We start from the raw sequence: 17529 nt of genomic DNA on the forward strand, positions 1-17529 counted from the left end.
CGAGCAATGTGAGCATGCTCGTCGCAACACGCCCGCGCCCTTGTCTGTTCCCGCAAGATAGAAGGTACGAACGACCCGGTGCGGGGAACGTCCATACGTACCGGCTGGTAGCCCTTTACCCGGAACCCAGGAGTCGCGTGTGCTGCCCATTCCGGCCGAGGAACTGAACGGCTCAGGGACGCTCGGGCCGTACTGGACCTTCTACCGCGCCGTCGCCGCCGAACAACTCAACCGATGGCTTCCTGGCGAACCCTCCGTCATCCTCGATCTCTCCGGCGGCCGGGGGCGCTGGTCCGGCCAGGCGGCCAGGGCAGGGCACAAGGTGATCGAGGTGCTCGACTTCCGCCGTGCCGTCGTCGATGGGCAGTCCCGGCTGCGCGATGTCGACCGGGTTCGTCACGTACGCGCCGACGATCTGGCGTTCCTGCCCGACGCGAGCGTGGACGCGGTGCTCGCCGAGGAACGCGTGCTGTCGATCGAGCTGATGGCGGAGTCGGCGATGAACGACGTGGCCCGGGTGCTGCGGCCGGGCGGGCGGGCGCTGGTGTGCGTCGACTCGCTGGTGCTGGGCATGGCGATCCTGGCCGAGCAGGAGCAGTGGCAGCACCTGCGGCAGACCGGCGAGGTCATGCTGGTGCCGTGGCCGGACGGCAGCATCACGCGCTGCTTCAGCAGCGGGCAGTTGCGCGAGCTGCTGATGGGCGCCGGGCTAGAGGTCGAGTGGATGCGGCCGCGCACGGTGCTGTCGCCGTCCACGGTGGACCACGTGCTCGGGTCGGACGCACGGGCACTGAACTATCTGGTGCGCACGGAGCTGGAGGCCCATCCGGACGACGACGACACGGTCGGCATCCATCTGGTGGCCAGCTGCCGCAAGACCCGATCAGGCCCCGGCCTGAGCGCTTGAGGCCCCGATCCGTGAAGCCCGAACGCCTGAGGCCCCGATCCGTGAAGAGCGTGAGCGGCGCCTGTGGAGGCTGAGCCCCGGCCGCCGTTCTTCGTGTCCGGCGGCCCCCGTGCTCAGCGACGGCGCTCCCGCTTGCCTTGACACTGCACGCAACGCGCGGCCTCCGGCCGGGCCTCCAGCCGTCCTTCCGGCACCGGCTCGGCACAGTCGACGCACCGGCCGTACACCCCCTCGTCCAGGCGCTTGATCGCCTCGATCACGGCGCGGCGCTGCGCGGTGGCGACGGTCAGCATGGCCTGGGCGCGGTCGGCGTCGGTCAGGTCCGAGCCTGCGTCGGCCGCCGAGTGCTCGCGCACGGCGACGGGGTCGCCCTGGAGGACCCCGATCGATCGGTCCAGTTCCGCGAGCATGTCTTCCAGCCGCTCACGAGCGGTCGTGACGTCCACGAATCCGCACCTCCGGGTGAATCACGGCAACCCGCGGCTAGGACTCCCCGGTTGTCCCGCCCGGCGCAATTAGGGGGCATTTTTGGCGGTGACACCGAGTGAACGGATGCATCGCTTTCCTCACCGAATGCCCACTTACCGCGCTTCTTACACCTTTAGAAAAGGGCGGTTTCCCCCTCCTCCGGTAGCGGTTTGATGAGGTCCGGGCCGTTGTTTCTGACGTTGTTGACGTCAGTGGAGACCGGGTACGCCGTGAGCCGTCCCTGCTCGGCGGGCACCAGCAGCCGGGTGGCCTGCTCGACGTCGTTGAGCTTGGGGTCGAGCCACTCCTCCCAGCGCTCCCGCTCGATCATCATGGGCATCCTGTCGTGGATGCGGCCGAGGTCGTCCTCCGCGTCCGTGGTGATGACGGTGCAGGTCACCAGCCACTTGAGCGGGTCGTCGTCGGCGCGCGACGGGTCCTTCCAGAACTCGTACAGACCCGCCATGGCCAGCACCCCGCCGTCCTCCGGATGAATGAAGTACGGCTGCTTTTTCTTCTTTTCGCCTTCGACGGGCATCCACTCGAAATAGCCGTCCGCCGGGAGCAGGCACCTGCGCTTGGCGAACGCCTGGCGGAACGACGGCTTCTGGGCCACGGTCTCGATCCTGGCGTTGATCATCCGGGACCCGATCGACGGGTCCTTCGCCCAGGCTGGCACCAGGCCCCACTTCACGATCCTGAGCTGCCGTACCGCCCGCTCGGCCTCCTTGGGGACGCGGCTGAGCACGGCATAGACGTTCTTGGTCGGCGCGACGTTGTAGTCGGCGCCGAGTTCCTTGTCGGGGTCGCCGTCCTGCTCGACCTGGAACTCCTCGAGCAGCTCGTGCTTCTTGCGCGCCGAGGCGTATCTACCGCACATAACCCCACACTGCCACGTACGGCTTTCGCTCGCATGTTTGACGCGAGGGCCGCCGGCCACCGCCGTCCACAGCCTGGACGAGGGGGTCGGCCGCCATCCACAGGCTGTGAACCCGCCCTGCCACTCCCAGTAGTCTTTGACCATGTCCGCCCCGCACTGGCCCGCACCCACGGCGACCGCTCCGGTGACCGCCACCGTCTCGCTGCCCGGCTCCAAGTCGGTGACCAACCGCGCGCTCGTCCTGGCCGCGCTCGCCGACGGCCCCGGCGTCGTGCGCAGGGCGCTGCGCAGCCGTGACGCCGACCTGATGGTCTCGGCCCTGCGGGCCCTGGGCGCCACCCTGGTGGCCGCCGGCGAGAGCGCCGCCGGGGTCGACTGGCAGGTGACGCCGGGCCCGATCCGGGGCGGCGCGAGCATCGACGCCGGGCTGGCGGGCACGGTCATGCGTTTCGTCCCGCCGATGGCCGCCCTGGCCGACGGCCCGGTCTCCTTCGACGGCGACCCGCACGCCCGCAAGCGCCCGATGGGCCCCATTCTCGACGCCCTGCGCTCGCTGGGCGCGAGGGTCGACAACGACGCGCTCCCGTTCACGATCAGCGGGCCGCTGCCGGGCGGCGAGGTCACGCTGGACGCCTCGGGGTCGTCGCAGTTCGTGTCCGGGCTGCTGCTGACGGCGGCGCGGTTCGAGAAGGGCGTCACGATCCGCCACGTCGGCCCGCCTGTGCCCTCGCAGCCGCACATCGAGATGACCGTGGAGATGCTCAGGGCGGTGGGCGTCACGGTGGACGACAGCGAGCGCGACGTGTGGCGCGTCGAGCCGGGCCCGATCGCGGCCAGGGACATGACGGTGGAGCCCGATCTGTCCAACGCGGCCCCGTTCCTGGCCGCCGCCCTGGTCACGGGCGGCACGGTCACCATCCCCGCCTGGCCGGCCCGCACCACGCAACCAGGCGACGCCCTGCGCGACCTGCTCACCGCGATGGGCGCCGCGGTCACCCGCTCTCCGGACGGAGCCGACCTGGTGGTCACGGGGCGGCCGATGGGTGAGATCAGCGGCATCGACACCGACCTCCACGAGGTGGGTGAGCTGACCCCGACGATCGCGGCCCTCGCCGCGCTCGCGACCACGCCGACCCGCATCCGGGGCGTGGCCCACCTGCGCGGCCACGAGACCGACCGCCTGGCCGCGCTGGCCACCGAGATCAACCGCCTGGGCGGCGACGCGGAGGAGACAGACGACGGCCTGATCATCCGCCCCCGCCCGCTGCACGGCGGCACCTTCCACAGCTACGACGACCACCGCATGGCCACGGCCGGAGCCGTGATCGGCCTCAGGGTGCCCGGCGTGGAGGTGGAGAACATCGCGACGACGGCCAAGACCCTCCCCGAGTTCGTCCAGATGTGGGCCGGCATGCTGGAAGCCCGATGACACCGGGCCCGCCACCGCCCCCAGCCGCGGGTTTCGCGATGGAAACGCCGGGCACGTCGGAAAAGGGCGCCAGGAGAGGGCCGGCCGCCCGCAATGGCCACCGGCACGACGTCATCCCCGCATGCCCGCGACAAGGGAAAGTGAGACAACACATGGGAGTGGACCGCTGAGGAAGCGGGAGTACGACGAGGACGACGTACGGGTCAGGCCGGGCAAGGGCTCGAGGCCGCGGACCCGGATCCGTCCTGCGCACGAGGACGCCGTCGAAGGCTTCGTGGTGGCCGTTGACCGGGGCCGCTACACGACGCTGGTCGAGCCCGAACGCCCGAAAGGGTCCGCGCAGAAGCGCAAGCAGCCGCAAAGCCGGCTCGTGGTGGCCATGAAGGCCCGCGAGCTGGGCCGCAAGGGCATCGTCGTGGGCGACCGGGTCGCCCTGGTCGGCGACGTCTCCGGCCGCCCCGACACCCTGGCCAGGGTCGTACGCGTGGAGCCCCGCACGTCGATGCTGCGCCGCTCGGCCGACGACACGGAAGACACCGACGGCATCGAGCGCCCGGTCGTCGCCAACGCCGACCAGCTCGTCATCGTCACCGCCCTGGCCGACCCGCCGCCCCGGCCCCGCATGATCGACCGCATCCTGGTGGCGGCCTTCGACGCCGAGATCGACACCCTGCTCTGCCTCACCAAGTCCGACCTCGCCCCGCCCGACGAGCTGGTGGCTCTCTACGACCCCCTGGGCGTTCCGCACGTCGTCGTGCACAAGGGCGGCTCCCTGGAGGAGCTCCGCGACCACCTGGCGGGCCGCCTCAGCGTCCTGGTCGGTCACTCGGGCGTCGGCAAGTCCACCCTCGTCAACGCCCTGGTGCCGGACGCCAATCGCGCCGTCTCCCAGGTCAACGCCGTGACGGGCCGTGGCCGCCACACCTCCACCTCGGCCGTCGCCCTGGAGTTGCCGGAGGGCGGCTGGATCATCGACACACCGGGCGTCCGGAGCTTCGGGCTGGCCCACGTACACATGGAAACGGTCCTGGCGGCGTTCCCCGATCTCGTGGAAGGCACGGTCGACTGCCCCAAGGGCTGCACCCACCTGGGCCCCGACTGCGCCCTGGACGCCTGGGTCGCCGCGGGCAACGCCGACCCCGCCCGCCTCGAGTCCCTCCGCCGCCTGCTCTCCAGCCGCGAAGGCACCCTCGACGAAACCCCGTGACCCGCCCGCCGAATGTCCCGAAGTGGCGCTCTCCAGCGAGAATCACATTTTCCGCGGCCAAAGGGCGAGCCTGATTCTTCTGTCGTGACCGGGAGCGCCAAGCAGGGGAATAGACCGATCTGAGCTGTCTGGACGCCCTTTTACCTTGACGGCGAAACAGCAGTTCTTGCCCAGTCCCACGGAAAAGTCCGCTTTACCCCCGCCCTGAAGCCGGAGCAGTGGGGACAATTCCGGTAGCGTTGGCGACCGTGCAGGGTTATTCCGATGATCTTCGCCTCGCGCATGTCATGGCGGACGCCGCCGATGACCTGACCATGCGGCGATTCAAGGCGGTCGATCTCAAGGTCGACACCAAGCCCGATCTGACGCCGGTCAGCGACGCCGACCGTGCCGTGGAGGAGGCCATCCGGGGCACGCTGCGCCGCGCGAGGCCCCGCGACGCGGTGGTAGGCGAAGAGTTCGGGAAGACCGGCTGGGGCGCCCGTTCCTGGATCATCGACCCGATCGACGGCACCAAGAACTACGTGCGCGGCGTCCCGGTGTGGGCGACCCTGATCGCGCTCATGGAGTACGGGAGGGTCGTCGTCGGCCTGGTGTCCGCCCCGGCGCTCGGCAGGAGATGGTGGGCGGCGACCGAGGGCGGCGCGTGGACCGGCAAGAGTCTGACCAAGGCCTCCAGGATGCAGGTCTCCTCCGTGTCCAGCCTGGAGGACGCCTCGTTCTCGTACTCCAGCTTCGGCGGGTGGGAGAAGACGGGCAGGCTCGACAACTTCCTCGACCTCGGCCGCGCCTGCTGGCGCACCAGGGCGTACGGCGACTTCTGGTCGCACATGATGGTCGCCGAGGGATCGGTGGACCTGTCGGCCGAGCCCGAGCTGTCGCCGTGGGACATGGCGGCGCTCACGGTGATCGTCGAGGAGGCCGGCGGCCGCTGGACCGACGTCGCCGGCGTGCGGGGGCTGGAAGGCGGCAGCCTGGTCTGCACCAACGGGATCCTGCACGACGAGGTGATCGACCGCCTCAACGGCACCGTCATCCGCTGACAATTCACTCAACGTTCATCAAGCCACGGAGTCAGAGCGCCAGCACCCGCCGTACCGCGTTCATCAACCCGTCACAGTAGGACCCGCCGAACAGCACCACGTGGACGAGCAGCGGATGCAGCTGGTGCAGCGGCACCCGCTCACGCCACCCCGCCGCCAGCGGAAACTCCTCGTCGTACGCCCCCAGCACCCGATCGAGGTACGGCAACCCGAAGAGCGCGAGCATGGCCAGATCGGTCTCCCGATGCCCGCCATGGGCCGCGGGATCGATCAGCACCGCCGACCCGCCGGACCAGAGCACGTTCCCGCTCCAGAGATCTCCATGGATCCGCGCGGGCGGCTCGGGAGGCCCTGCCACCGCGGCGAACCGCTCCGCGGCCCGTTCGATGAGCGCCACGTCGGCAGAGGGCAACCGGGCCTGCCGCGCGAAGGGCAGCACCCGCTGGGAAGCGTAGAAGGAGGGCCAGTCGGGGGCAGGCGAATTGTCCATGGGCAGCTCGGCGATGAACCCCGGCCAGGGCGCGCCGAAGTCCGAGGCCCCCGCCCGATGCAGCCGGGCCAGCGAACGCCCGAACCGCTCGGCCGCCGCCGCGCTGGGCGCCTCCTCACGTACCCACGACAACACGAGCCGATCGGGACCCACCTCGACCACCTCGGGCACCGCGATCGCCTCTCCCAGCCAGCGCAGCCCGGCGGCCTCCGAGGCGTACATCTCGGAGGCGGCGCCGGTCTTCGCGAACACCTCGCGCCCGTCGTCCAGCACGCCCCGCAGCCTCCGCCCGCCGTGGGACGAGCCGAGGCTCTCAGTCGATCTCATCGGCGATGTGCTTGGCCACGCCCTCGGAGGCGGACTCGACCAGCGCGAGCACCTCCTCGAACCCCTCGCGGCCCCCGTAGTACGGATCGGGCACCTCGGCCCCTTCCGCGGCGGCGGGGTCGAACGAGCGGAACAGCTGCACGTCCACCCCCGTGGACGCGATCCGACGTAGGTTGGCGAGGTTGTCCCGGTCCATGGCCAGCACCAGGTCGTAGCGGTCGAACCAGTCCCGGGTGAACTGCCGCGCCCGGTGCGCCGAGCCGTCGTAACCGTGCTGCTCGAGGATGGCCAGCGCCCGCTCGTCCATGGGGTCCCCGGCGTGCCAGCCGCCGGTTCCGGCGCTCTCAACGGTGACGCGGTCCCCCAGCCCGCGGTCGGCGAGCGTCTGGCGGAGCACCACCTCCGCCATGGGGGATCGGCAGATGTTTCCCATGCACACCAGGCATACGCGATAGGTCATAACTCCCATCATGGGGGTGACCGGGCGCGTTCACCGTACGTTCACCCTTGTCAGGGGGTCGCAGTCACTTTGGCCGCATAACTTCGTGGCGACTAAGGACCAAGTGGGAGGAAACCCAACCGTGAAGTATGCAGGCCGGCTCGCCGCTGTCGCCGTCGTCGGCGCGCTCTCCCTCGCTGCGTGCGGCACAGACAACAACGCCTCTGGCGGCGACACATCCGCCAGCGCCAGCGCGCCCGCTGCGGGCAATGACAATGGTCTGAGCGGTACGATCAACGCTGCGGGCTCCTCGGCCCAGGCCAATGCGATCACCGAGTGGACGAAGAACTTCACGGCCACGAACTCGGGTGTGACCATCAACTACCAGCCCAGCGGCTCCGGCGCGGGCGTGCAGTCGTTCATCCAGGGCACGGTCGCCTTCGCCGGCTCCGACTCGGCGCTGAAGCCGGAGGAGGCCCCGCAGGCCGACGCCCGCTGCAAGACCGGCAAGGCCATCAACATCCCGATGGTGACCGGCCCCATCGCGGTGGTCTACAACCTGCCCGGCGTCGACGGCCTCCAGCTGTCCCCCAAGACGCTCGGCAGCATCTTCGACAGCAAGATCACCAAGTGGGACGACGCCGCCATCAAGGCCGAGAACCCCGACGCGAAGCTGCCGTCCACCCCGATCCAGGCCTTCCACCGCTCGGACGAGTCGGGCACCAGCGACAACTTCACCAAGTTCCTCAAGGCCACCGCCGGCTGGCCGTATGAGCCCGCCAAGGCGTGGCCCGCCGACGCCAAGGGCCAGGGCGCCAAGGGCTCCGACGGCATCGCCTCGTCCGTGAAGGACACCGAGGGCGCGATCAGCTACGTCGAGCTCTCGTTCGCCGAGAACTCGTCGCTGCAGAAGGCCAAGGTCGCCAACGGCGCCAACGAGTACGTCGAGCTGACCCCCGAGAGCGCGGCCAAGACCGTCGAGACCGCCCAGATCAAGGGCACCGGCAACGACCTCGCCCTGTCGATCGACTACGCCACGAAGACCCCCGGCGCGTACCCGATCGTGCTGGTGACGTACGAGATCACCTGCGAGAAGGGCCTGGCGGCCGAGGAGTCGAAGGTGGTCAAGTCGTTCCTCACCTACACCGCCAGCGACGAGGGCCAGGCGGCACTGAAGGAGCTGGGCTACGCGCCGCTGGCGGGGACCCTGCTCACCAAGGTCCGTTCCGCTGTCGAGGCGATCTCCTAATTGCCGATGTCCACAAATCTGAAAACCCGTGACGGCGGGCCGGCCACGCGCCGGTCCGCCTCGCGGCGCAGCGATGGTGAAGGTCCCTTCCGATTCGTCTCCACCGCGGCGGGCGTCATCCTGCTGGCGATCATGGCGGCGATCGCCGTGTTCCTCATCAGCGAGGCGATCCCCGCCCTGCAGGCGAACAAGGGCTCCTTCTTTTCCGAGCTGACCTGGGATCCCAATGGCCAGAAGGTGTTCGGCATCGGGGCCCTGGCCTTCGGCACCGTGCTCAGCTCGGCGCTCGCGCTGGTCATCGCCACCCCGATCGCGGTCGGGGTGGCGTTGTTCATCTCGCATTACGCGCCCCGCCGCCTGGCCTCGCCGCTCGGCTACCTGATCGACCTGCTCGCTGCCGTGCCCAGCGTGGTCTACGGCCTGTGGGGCCTGGCGTTCCTGGTGCCGCTGCTGCGTGAGCCGTCGAAGTGGCTGAACGAGAACCTCGGCTGGTTCCCGTTGTTCGCCGGCGAGGGCGCCATCGGCGGCAAGACCATGCTCGCGGGCTCCATCGTGCTGGCGATCATGATCCTGCCGATCATCGCGGCCATCTCGCGCGAGGTGTTCCTCCAGGCGCCGAAGATGAACGAGGAGGCGGCGCTCGCGCTCGGCGCCACCCGCTGGGAAATGATCAGGATGGCCGTGCTGCCGTTCGGCCGCCCCGGCGTGATCAGCGCCGCCATGCTCGGCCTCGGCCGGGCCATGGGCGAGACCATCGCGGTCGCGCTGATCTTTCCCGCGACCTTCGACATCACCTTCCAGATCCTCACACCCCACGCCAACAGCATCGCCGCGAACATCGCCAACGGCTTCGGTGAGGCCACCCAGATCGGCCGCGGCGCCCTGATCGCCTCCGGCCTGGTGCTGTTCATCATCACGCTGCTGGTCAACACGGGTGCACGCCTGATCATCAACCGCCGCAAGGAGTACGCGAGGGCCGGCGCATGACGGGAATCCAGCACATCTCGACCGGCCGCCGGGTCAAGGACAAGTTCGTCCAGGGGCTGGTCTATCTGGCGTTCGCGCTGGCCGTGGTGCCCCTCGTCTCGGTGCTCTGGCTGGTCGTATCCAACGGCCTGGCCCGCTTCGACATCGAGTTCCTCACCCACTCGATGCGCGGCATCGGCGCCCGCGACGCCGGCGGAGGCGCGTACCACGCGATCATCGGGACGCTGGAGCAGGTCCTGCTCGCCTCGCTCATCTCGGTCCCCATCGGCCTGTTCACCGCGATCTACCTGGTCGAGTACGGCAACGGTGGCAGGCTCAGCCGGTCGATCAGCTTCTTCGTGGACGTCATGACCGGCGTCCCCTCGGTCGTCGCCGGCCTGTTCGTCTTCGCGTTCTGGATCCTCGTCCTCGGCTTCCAGTTCTCCGGCTGGGCAGGCGCGCTCGCGCTGTCGATCCTGATGATGCCGACGGTGGTCAGATCGTCCGAGGAGATGCTCCGGCTGGTCCCCAACGAGCTCCGAGAGGCCTCGTACGCGCTGGGCGTGGCCAAGTGGCGCACGATCTTGAAGGTCGTGCTGCCGACGGCGTTCACCGGCATCGTCACCGGCGTCATGCTGGCCGTGGCGAGGGTCGCCGGCGAGACCGCGCCGCTGCTGATGACGGTGTTCTTCACCAACTCCATCAACAACGATCCGTTCACCGGACCGCAGATGGGCCTGCCGCTCTTCGTCTTCGACCAGGCGGGCCGCCCCAACGACACCGCCATCGACCGGGCGTGGACCGGCGCCCTCACGCTCATCCTGATCGTCATGCTGCTCAACCTGGTGGCGCGCCTGATCGCCTGGTGGCGTGCGCCCGCCAGGGGCCGATAGGGGGTAACCGCCGCAATGTCCAAGCAGATCCAGGTCTCGGGTCTCGACGCGTACTACGGGTCGCACAAGGCGATCGAGGACGTGTCGATGACCATCGAGCCCCGTTCGATCACCGCGTTCATCGGCCCGTCCGGATGCGGCAAGTCGACGTTCCTCCGCACGCTCAACCGCATGCACGAGGTGATCCCCGGCGCCCGCGTCGAGGGCAAGGTCCTGCTCGACGGCGAGGACCTGTACGCCGCCACCGTCGCGCCCGTCTCGGTACGCCGGATGATCGGCATGGTCTTCCAGCGCCCCAACCCCTTCCCCACGATGTCGATCTACGAGAACGTGGCCGCCGGGCTCAAGCTCAACGGCCGCGTCGGCAAGTCGGAGCTCGACGGCGTGGTGGAGGAGTCGCTCAAGGGCGCCAACCTCTGGAACGAGGTCAAGGACCGCCTCAACAAGCCGGGTGCGGGCCTGTCGGGCGGCCAGCAGCAGCGGCTCTGCATCGCCCGGGCCATCGCGGTCCGGCCGCAGGTCCTGCTGATGGACGAGCCGTGCTCCGCACTCGACCCGATCTCCACGCTGGCCATCGAGGACCTCATGGCCAAGCTCAAGGACGAGTACACGATCGTCATCGTCACCCACAACATGCAGCAGGCCGCCAGGGTCAGCGACAGGACCGCGTTCTTCAACCTCGCCGAACAGGGCAAGCCCGGCAAGGTGGTCGAGATGGACGAGACGTCCCGCATGTTCACCAATCCAACTCAGAAGGCCACGGAGGACTACATCACCGGGCGCTTCGGCTGATGATCCAACAGCAGGCGGCATCCACTGTGAACGGGGACGCGCGGACCAAGCCCGTACTGCTCATCGCTGATCCAGACGACGCTGTCGTGGAGGACCTCGCCACGGCGCTCGAACGCGAGGGCGTGGCCGTCACGGGCGCGCCCGACGGAGCTCAGGGCCTCCTCCAGGCGGGAGCCCTGCAGCCTGACGTGGTGCTCGTCTCGGCCACGCTCCCGGTCATCGACGCGGTGGAGTTCGTCCGCGCGGTACGCCTCGCGCGCGCCGTGCCCGTCCTGCTCGGCGTCGGCGAGGGCCACGCCGAGCAGGCGGTACGCGCGCTCGCGGCCGGCGCGGCCGCCTGCGTGGCCAGGCCCTACCGGGTGACGGAGCTGCTGCCGTTCATCCAGGCGGCCTCGCCCGGGTCACGCCAGGTGCTGGCCGTGGGCGAGGTCGAGCTGGACGTGCAGGCCTACCAGGTACGTGTGGGCGGGCGGGCCGTCCACCTGCCGCTGCGGGAGTTCGAGCTGCTGCATTACCTGATGCGCAACGCCGACCGCACGGTCACCCGCGAGCAGATCATGCGTCACGTGTGGCACGCCGCGGCGACCACCTCGACCAACACGATCGCGGTGCACGTCAAACGCCTTCGCCACCGGCTGGGCGACGAGGACGACCAGCTCATCCAGACCGTGCGGGGCGTCGGCTACCGCCTGGTCACGCCGGGCACTTCCGGAAATCCCGCATGATCCTCTTCGCTACGCCTTCGACGGTCGCTATGCCGTACCCCACCTCAGGACTTCCCTCGGTGAGTACGGCAATGGCGTAGTCGTGGCCGTCGCCTCTGAGCAGGCCCACGCTGATCGTGGCCCAGAGCTTGTTCGAGACATGCTTGAGCCAGCCGTTCTTCAGCGCCACGCGGTCGCCGTCGCACGCGGCGGCGCTGATCCCCCAGTTCTGGCCGTCGACGACCCGGCCCATGAGGTTGAGCACCTGGCCGCGGTCCTTGGCCTTGAGCGGGCTCTTGGGGGACACCAGGGCCTGCATGAGGCGGATCTGGTCGTCCACGGACGTTCTGGTGATTCCCCAGCAATAGAGGTCCACGCAGTTGCCTGGGACCCCCTGGGTGTGTTTGAGCCCGAACTTCCTGCCTGCCTTCGTGAAGCCGGGCGCGCCGCCGAGGCGCAGCCAGAGGCGGTCGGCGGCGTGGTTGTCGCTGTAGCGGATCATGAGCTCGGCATCGTGCCGGACCGCCGGTGACAGCTTCTTCCACGGGGTCTTCAGCAGCAGGCCCATGAGGATCTGCGCCTTGGCGGTGCTGGCGGTGATCAGCCGCTCGCCGGGGTGATAGCGGTAGAGCCGCCCGGTCGCCAGGTCCTTGACCATGGCGGTGACCCTCCCGGACCGGCCCGCGAGGTAGCCGTCGAGCCGTTTGCCGATCCGCTTGGCCGGGACCGGCGCCAGGGTCTCCTCGGCCGAGACCCGCTCCAGCCGCGCCCCCGTGGCCTCCTTGCGGATCCCCAGGAGCACCGGGGCCTCCTGCGCGAGGGGGACGGGTGCGTGCGCCGGTAATTGCCGGGCCGGTGTCGGGACGAGGGCGGCGAGCAGGGCGAGCGCGATGACCGCTCGTGGTATCGCCTGTCCACGGCTCGCGATCATTGATGCATTATCACGAAAAATCGTGACAGGCCGCTAGACGGCGGCGGCGGCGAGTTTCGCGATCGAGTCGTCGTCACATGTGTCCCAGAAGTCCCCTACGACGTCCTCCAGGTGCTGGAGGGACTCGGCCCGGAACAGCACGTCCTGATATTTCGTGATGTCGTAGTGCGTCGTGCCCATCGCGGACAGATCCAGCGGCCGGATATCCATGCCGCGGAACTCCTCGATCTCCCCGTACGACGACAGGATGCCCGCCCCGTACGCCTTGAGCTCGCCGCTCTCCTGCATGACCCCGAACTCCAGCGTGAACCAGAACACCTTCGAGACGAACTCCAGCGCCTCATCGGACTGGACCCGCCGCGCGGCCTGGCCCGCCAGGCGGTAGAGGGCGGCGTACCGGGAGCCGGCCAGCGCGTTGGCATGCCCGATCACCTCGTGGATGACATCGGGCTCCGGCGTGTAGAAGGGCACGGAGTGGTGCCGGATGTACTGCGTCGAGTGGAAGTAGCCGTCGGCCAGCACACCGTAGAAGTCCCGCAACGGCACCAGCCCCGCGGCAGGTAGATAGCGGAACCCGGTCAGCGGCTCCAGCAGCCGCGAGACCTCCTCGAGCTGCGGGATCCTCTCTCCCGGCAGCCCCAACCGGTCCGCCCCGTCAAGGTATTCGGCGGTGGCGTACTTGGCGTGCTTGATCGCCAGCTCCCTGGTGACCAGGGCCCAGACCGCGTGCTCCTGGTCGGTGTACTCGGCGGCCGGGATGGGCGTGCCTGGACGGTAGTCGACGGCCAGCCCCGCGATCGTGTTCCGCCGCGCCCGATACACCGGATCCGCGAACCCCGGATGGGACTCCGACAGCTCGACCACCACCGAGCCGTCCTCCTGAGCCGCGACGGGGGCGAAGTACTGTGCTTCCTCGAACATGCCCAAATGACAGCAAGTCCCGGTTTTCCTGGCAAGAGCGTCCAGTTCGCCTGGTCGATACGCTAGCTTTCGCACTCCAAATCACATAATTTCTGGGCGAATCGCACAGCTTGAGAGGGCAAGACATGGACGATCTAGACGCGAGGTTGCTGGTGACCATGCGTGCCCATCCCCGCATCGGACTGACGGAGCTGGCCCGACTGCTGGGCGTGGCGCGTGGAACCGTACAGGCCCGGGTGGAGAAGCTGACTGCGAGAGGCGTGATCGAGGACTTCGGCCCGACCGTGTCACCGGCCCGGGCCGGGTACCCCATCCTGGCGTTCGTGTCGCTGCAGATCGCCCAGGGCCGGCTGACGGAGGCCGTGGAGGCGCTGCGGGCCGTGCCGCAGATCCTGGAGGTTCACGGTACGAGCGGCCAGCACGACCTGCTGTGCCGGGTGGTGGCGCGCACGTCCGACCACCTCCAGGAGATCATCGCCCACATCCTGGCGTCGCCGGCGGTGCGGCGCACGGACACGACCATCTCCCTGTCCACCCAGATCCCGTACCGGATCGAGCCCCTCCTGAACATCCCCTGAAGATGGCCCAGGTGCCACTGGTACGATTTTTCTCTTTCGTGGTTTCCCTGCACGATCGGGGCGAAAGTGACGTCGGGGCCGGGCTATCAGCGCTACAACGCTCCTTGGCAGGGAGCGCCTCCCTTTCCTCCTCCCCCTCCACCGCCGCGGAGAAGCAGGACCGGGCTCTGGCTGGCTCTGGGAGCGATGTCCCTCGTCCTGGTGATCGCCGTAGGTGCCGCCGTCGGCCTCGTCATACGGGGACGCAACGTCTCGCCGGCGCCCGAGAAGCCGGAGGCGTCGGGTCAGGCCGATCCGGCCGCCGTGGTCGTCACCGACGAGGAGATCACCAAGCTCGTCGAGCAGCACAGCAAGGCCCTGACGTCCGGCGACGTGAACGCTTACACCTCCATCTTCGACAAGCAGAACGCGGCGCTGGTCCGCGACCAGCGCAAGCTGTTCGCGAACCTCCGGAAGGTCCCTCTGGCCGAGGCCGCCTACCGGGTGCTGCGGCGCGAGGGCCGGGCCGAGGACACTTTCGGGCGGGCCGTGAAGTTCAACCAGGACGTCGCGTTCGTCCACCGGCTCTCCGGAATCGACCTGCGGCCGGTCTCCGAGTGGTACCGCTGGACGATGGAGAAGGCCTCCGCGAACGCGCCTCTTGTCGTCACCAAGGTAGAAGGCGCGCCGCCGACGATACTCGGCGGCGAGGGCTCCAAGACCGTCTACTACCCGGGCCCCTGGGACATTTGGCCCGATATCTCGATCACCCGGGCAGGCGCGGGCATGATCATGGCGCGTACCGAGGACTCCGCGCTCGCCAAGCGCATCGCCCCCATGGTGGCCAAGGCCGCCCAACGGAACCTGGACTTCTGGAAACGCAACGGCGACCCGTCCGCGCCGGTCCCCTCGGGCTTCGCGGTGGCCCTGGTCAAGGGCCAGACCCAGCTGGGCAACCTGTTCCGCAAGCAGAAGGTGGACGAGGCAGGCGTGTCCATCCCCATGCCGAGCTGGGTCACCTCGGGCGACGACATGAGAATCGGCGGCACCCGCGTCGTCATGGACACCGGCTCGCCCTTCTTCGACAGCTCGGCCGAGATGTTGGAGATCAGCACGCACGAGCTGGCCCACTCGCTGCTCGCGAGCGTGGACAGCGCGCAGTTCTCCCTCTTCGGCAAGGCGAACTGGATCGTGGAGGGCTTCGCCGAGTACATGGCCAACCGCGACAGCCCCATCAATCGCAACATCCGCTACCAGACAGGCCGCGCCTACCTGGCGGGGCAGTTGGCCACGCCGTTCACCGGCGCACTGCCGTCCAACATGACCTGGGGCTACAAGGGCATGACCAGCGCCAACTATCTGATGGGGCATCTCGCCATGCGGTACATAGCCGAGCGATACGGCGAGCGAGAGCTGACGGAAGGAGTGATCGCGGCCTACCGGGCGCCGGGCGACGACAGCGAGACGGCACTGTTCAAGGTGCTGGGTGTGAGCAAGACGAATTTCGAGCGGCAGTGGGCGTCGTACGTCCGCCGGCAGCTCGCCTGAACGTGGACGAGGAATGACCGACCAGTATCCCGGCGGCCCCGGCAACAACCGCCCCGCCCCACCCGCCTGGAACCCGCCCAGGGGCAACCCCGCGCCGTATCCCCCGCCACCCCCGGCCACGCCGTATCCAGCGCCGCCCTTGGCACCACCCCAGCAGTACGGCCCCCCGCCTACTCCGCAACAACCGTGGGCTCCTCATGGCGCGCCACCTCAGGGACCGCGTCTCCCATACCCTCCGATCCCCCCTCAGCAGGGCGGCGGCGGGGGTAAGTGGAAGACGGCGTTGCTGGCGACCGCCGGCGTGATGGGGCTGCTCGCCGTAGGTACCGGAACCGCCTGGTTCGTGGCGACCGGGGGCGGCTCCCCCACAACAGGAGGCGGCAACGGGAACGGCAGCGGTGAAAGCACCGCGGTGACCGAGTGGGCGGTCCCGCTCACCAACGCCGACAGCACCGACTTCACCAGCGGCCTGGCCTTCGCCAGCTGGCTGACCGACAAGACAATCATCCGCGCGCAGAAGGACGGCATCCTCGCCTACGCCCTCAACTCCGGCAAACGTGCCTGGGGCACCCCGGCGCCCGGAGCCCAGCTCTGCGGGGCCACCCAGCACCTCGCCCAGGGCAAGGGCGCCATCGCGTACGGCAGCTCCACTCTGTGCGACCACTTGGCGGGAGTGGACACGGCCACCGGCAAGCTCACCTGGAAGATCAAGATCTCGGCTGAGAAGGCCCGGATCTCCAACTCGCTCACCGTCCCCCGGATCCTCGACGCGGACGGCATGGCCATCGTCGACCTGAACGACGTGCTGACCGGCTACCGCCTCTCGGACGGGGGCAAGCAGTGGACGGCGACCATGCCGAACGGCTGCCACCTCAAGGACGCCAACGCCGCCCCCGGACGCGTGGCGATGCTGCTCGACTGCTTCACCGCCGGCAACCGGCTCCTGCTCCTCAACCCGCAAACCGGCAAAGCCACCAAGCAGACACGCATAGGTGAGCTGAGACTGATGAGCACCCTCCTGAGCGCCGACCCCGTCATCATGCGGACCGAAGATTCCTCGCAGAACGTCTTCACTGTCTACAACGACGCGGGCGCCAAGGTCACCGAGTTCAAGACCGGCAAGGTGGACCTGCTCGCCATGAACACCGTCGCCTTCGTGGACGGCATGTTCGAGGTCCATCGCTACGCCGTCCACGGCGACCACCTCTACCTGGCCACGTTCCCGGAGAACGTGCCGGGGAAGCTACGCTCCCGCAACCAGGTCCTGGCCTACGACCTCAAGACCGGCCGGCAGGTCTGGACCTCGTCCGGCACCAACGACACGATGCTCACCTACATCCGCGCCGACGACCGCGGCCTACTGGCCCTGGAGGCAGGTGACCACCGCGACCTGGCCCCCCGCCTCGTCAGGCTGGACGCCGCCACCGGCAAGGCCACCGCGGTGGCCTCACTGCCGCAGAAGTACGGCTCGAACGGTCAGAACGCTCAGGTCTTCGAACGGAACGGCACCGTCATCATCGTCCCGTGGACCTCGGTAACGGCCAAGTACGCCATCACTTACGTCAACACGAAGGGCAGCTGACCGCCAACGCAAAAAGGGCCCGACGCGCATGGCGTCGAGCCCTCTCGCACATATTTGTGCGGCGGTGACCTACTCTCCCACACCCTCCCGAGTGCAGTACCATCGGCGCTGGGAAGCTTAACTTCCGGGTTCGGAATGTAACCGGGTGTTTCCTTCCCGCCATAACCGCCGCAACCCTGCGAAACAGCTGTTTGCT

General features: G+C 68.8%; 18 protein-coding genes and 1 rRNA gene. 12 read left to right on the plus strand and 7 right to left on the minus strand.

The features are described from left to right. Positions 1-139: 139 nt before the first annotated feature. Complete coding sequence (locus tag ACQPWU_RS51640; RefSeq protein WP_433434049.1) at positions 140-907, plus strand: class I SAM-dependent methyltransferase; 768 nt, start codon at positions 140-142, stop codon at positions 905-907. A 113-nt stretch (positions 908-1020) separates the two neighbouring features. Here ACQPWU_RS51640 and ACQPWU_RS51645 read toward each other — a convergent pair whose 3' ends face one another. Both ACQPWU_RS51645 and ACQPWU_RS51650 read right to left on the minus strand, forming a co-directional pair. Then, positions 1021-1353, minus strand: coding sequence for a TraR/DksA family transcriptional regulator (locus ACQPWU_RS51645; RefSeq protein ID WP_433434051.1), 333 nt, complete (start codon positions 1351-1353; stop codon positions 1021-1023). 155 nt (positions 1354-1508) lie between these two features. Then, on the minus strand, positions 1509-2255 hold the full coding sequence (locus ACQPWU_RS51650) for an SOS response-associated peptidase (RefSeq protein ID WP_433434053.1): 747 nt from the start codon (positions 2253-2255) through the stop codon (positions 1509-1511). Between the two features lie 142 nt (positions 2256-2397). Here ACQPWU_RS51650 and aroA point away from each other — a divergent pair, with 142 nt between their 5' ends. From aroA to hisN, 3 genes are all read left to right on the plus strand, one after another. Further along, positions 2398-3684: a 3-phosphoshikimate 1-carboxyvinyltransferase gene (gene aroA, locus ACQPWU_RS51655; RefSeq protein WP_433434055.1), complete on the plus strand. Its 1287-nt coding sequence runs from the start codon at positions 2398-2400 to the stop codon at positions 3682-3684. Between the two features lie 121 nt (positions 3685-3805). Beyond that, on the plus strand, positions 3806-4891 hold the full coding sequence (rsgA, locus tag ACQPWU_RS51660; protein WP_433434057.1) for a ribosome small subunit-dependent GTPase A: 1086 nt from the start codon (positions 3806-3808) through the stop codon (positions 4889-4891). A gap of 248 nt (positions 4892-5139) precedes the next feature. Continuing rightward, a complete protein-coding gene (hisN, locus tag ACQPWU_RS51665) occupies positions 5140-5934 on the plus strand; it encodes a histidinol-phosphatase (protein ID WP_433434059.1) in 795 nt (264 codons plus the stop codon). 31 nt (positions 5935-5965) lie between these two features. Here the strand turns inward: hisN and ACQPWU_RS51670 are convergent, their stop codons facing one another. Together ACQPWU_RS51670 and ACQPWU_RS51675 are read right to left on the minus strand one after the other, a co-directional pair. Next, positions 5966-6751 carry a fructosamine kinase family protein gene (locus tag ACQPWU_RS51670; RefSeq protein ID WP_433434060.1) on the minus strand — a complete coding sequence of 262 codons (786 nt, stop codon included), beginning with the start codon at positions 6749-6751 and terminating at the stop codon, positions 5966-5968. Next, positions 6738-7211: a low molecular weight protein-tyrosine-phosphatase gene (locus tag ACQPWU_RS51675; RefSeq protein WP_433434061.1), complete on the minus strand. Its 474-nt coding sequence runs from the start codon at positions 7209-7211 to the stop codon at positions 6738-6740. Before ACQPWU_RS51675 ends, ACQPWU_RS51670 begins: the two co-directional genes overlap by 14 nt. 121 nt (positions 7212-7332) lie before the next feature. On the opposite strand from ACQPWU_RS51675, the gene pstS reads away from it, so the two are divergent. The 5 genes from pstS to ACQPWU_RS51700 are packed head-to-tail and all read left to right on the plus strand — an operon-like array spanning position 7333 to position 11815. Continuing rightward, the gene (gene pstS, locus ACQPWU_RS51680) at positions 7333-8439 is read left to right on the plus strand and encodes a phosphate ABC transporter substrate-binding protein PstS (protein WP_433434063.1); all 1107 of its coding nucleotides are present in this window, start codon (positions 7333-7335) and stop codon (positions 8437-8439) included. A gap of 6 nt (positions 8440-8445) precedes the next feature. After that, a complete protein-coding gene (pstC, locus tag ACQPWU_RS51685) occupies positions 8446-9426 on the plus strand; it encodes a phosphate ABC transporter permease subunit PstC (protein WP_433434064.1) in 981 nt (326 codons plus the stop codon). Continuing rightward, the gene (gene pstA, locus ACQPWU_RS51690) at positions 9423-10298 is read left to right on the plus strand and encodes a phosphate ABC transporter permease PstA (RefSeq protein ID WP_433434066.1); all 876 of its coding nucleotides are present in this window, start codon (positions 9423-9425) and stop codon (positions 10296-10298) included. The genes pstC and pstA overlap by 4 nt, the downstream gene beginning before the upstream one ends. Positions 10299-10313: 15 nt before the next feature. Continuing rightward, positions 10314-11090, plus strand: a complete 777-nt coding sequence (pstB, locus tag ACQPWU_RS51695) for a phosphate ABC transporter ATP-binding protein PstB (RefSeq protein WP_433434068.1) — start codon at positions 10314-10316, stop codon at positions 11088-11090. Continuing rightward, complete coding sequence (locus tag ACQPWU_RS51700) at positions 11090-11815, plus strand: response regulator transcription factor (protein WP_433434071.1); 726 nt, start codon at positions 11090-11092, stop codon at positions 11813-11815. Before pstB ends, ACQPWU_RS51700 begins: the two co-directional genes overlap by 1 nt. Here ACQPWU_RS51700 and ACQPWU_RS51705 read toward each other — a convergent pair. Together ACQPWU_RS51705 and ACQPWU_RS51710 are read right to left on the minus strand one after the other, a co-directional pair. Next, the gene (locus tag ACQPWU_RS51705) at positions 11784-12725 is read right to left on the minus strand and encodes a serine hydrolase (RefSeq protein ID WP_433434074.1); all 942 of its coding nucleotides are present in this window, start codon (positions 12723-12725) and stop codon (positions 11784-11786) included. The genes ACQPWU_RS51700 and ACQPWU_RS51705 overlap by 32 nt on opposite strands. Before the next feature lie 33 nt (positions 12726-12758). Beyond that, a complete protein-coding gene (locus tag ACQPWU_RS51710) occupies positions 12759-13646 on the minus strand; it encodes a phenylalanine 4-monooxygenase (protein ID WP_433434076.1) in 888 nt (295 codons plus the stop codon). A gap of 125 nt (positions 13647-13771) precedes the next feature. Here ACQPWU_RS51710 and ACQPWU_RS51715 point away from each other — a divergent pair, with 125 nt between their 5' ends. The 3 genes from ACQPWU_RS51715 to ACQPWU_RS51725 all read left to right on the plus strand — a co-directional run bounded on the left by ACQPWU_RS51715 (position 13772) and on the right by ACQPWU_RS51725 (position 17333). Continuing rightward, positions 13772-14224, plus strand: coding sequence for an Lrp/AsnC family transcriptional regulator (locus tag ACQPWU_RS51715; RefSeq protein WP_433434079.1), 453 nt, complete (start codon positions 13772-13774; stop codon positions 14222-14224). A gap of 186 nt (positions 14225-14410) precedes the next feature. Further along, a complete protein-coding gene (locus ACQPWU_RS51720) occupies positions 14411-15751 on the plus strand; it encodes a hypothetical protein (RefSeq protein ID WP_433434081.1) in 1341 nt (446 codons plus the stop codon). Positions 15752-16034: 283 nt separating this feature from the next. After that, positions 16035-17333 (plus strand): PQQ-binding-like beta-propeller repeat protein, encoded by a 1299-nt coding sequence (locus ACQPWU_RS51725; RefSeq protein WP_433434083.1) that lies wholly within the window; start codon positions 16035-16037, stop codon positions 17331-17333. Positions 17334-17389: 56 nt separating this feature from the next. Here ACQPWU_RS51725 and rrf read toward each other — a convergent pair. Then, a 5S ribosomal RNA gene (rrf, locus tag ACQPWU_RS51730) occupies positions 17390-17506 on the minus strand. Positions 17507-17529: the final 23 nt, after the last annotated feature.

The sequence above is a fragment of the Nonomuraea sp. CA-141351 genome (genome assembly GCF_050944675.1).
Taxonomy (GTDB): domain Bacteria; phylum Actinomycetota; class Actinomycetes; order Streptosporangiales; family Streptosporangiaceae; genus Nonomuraea.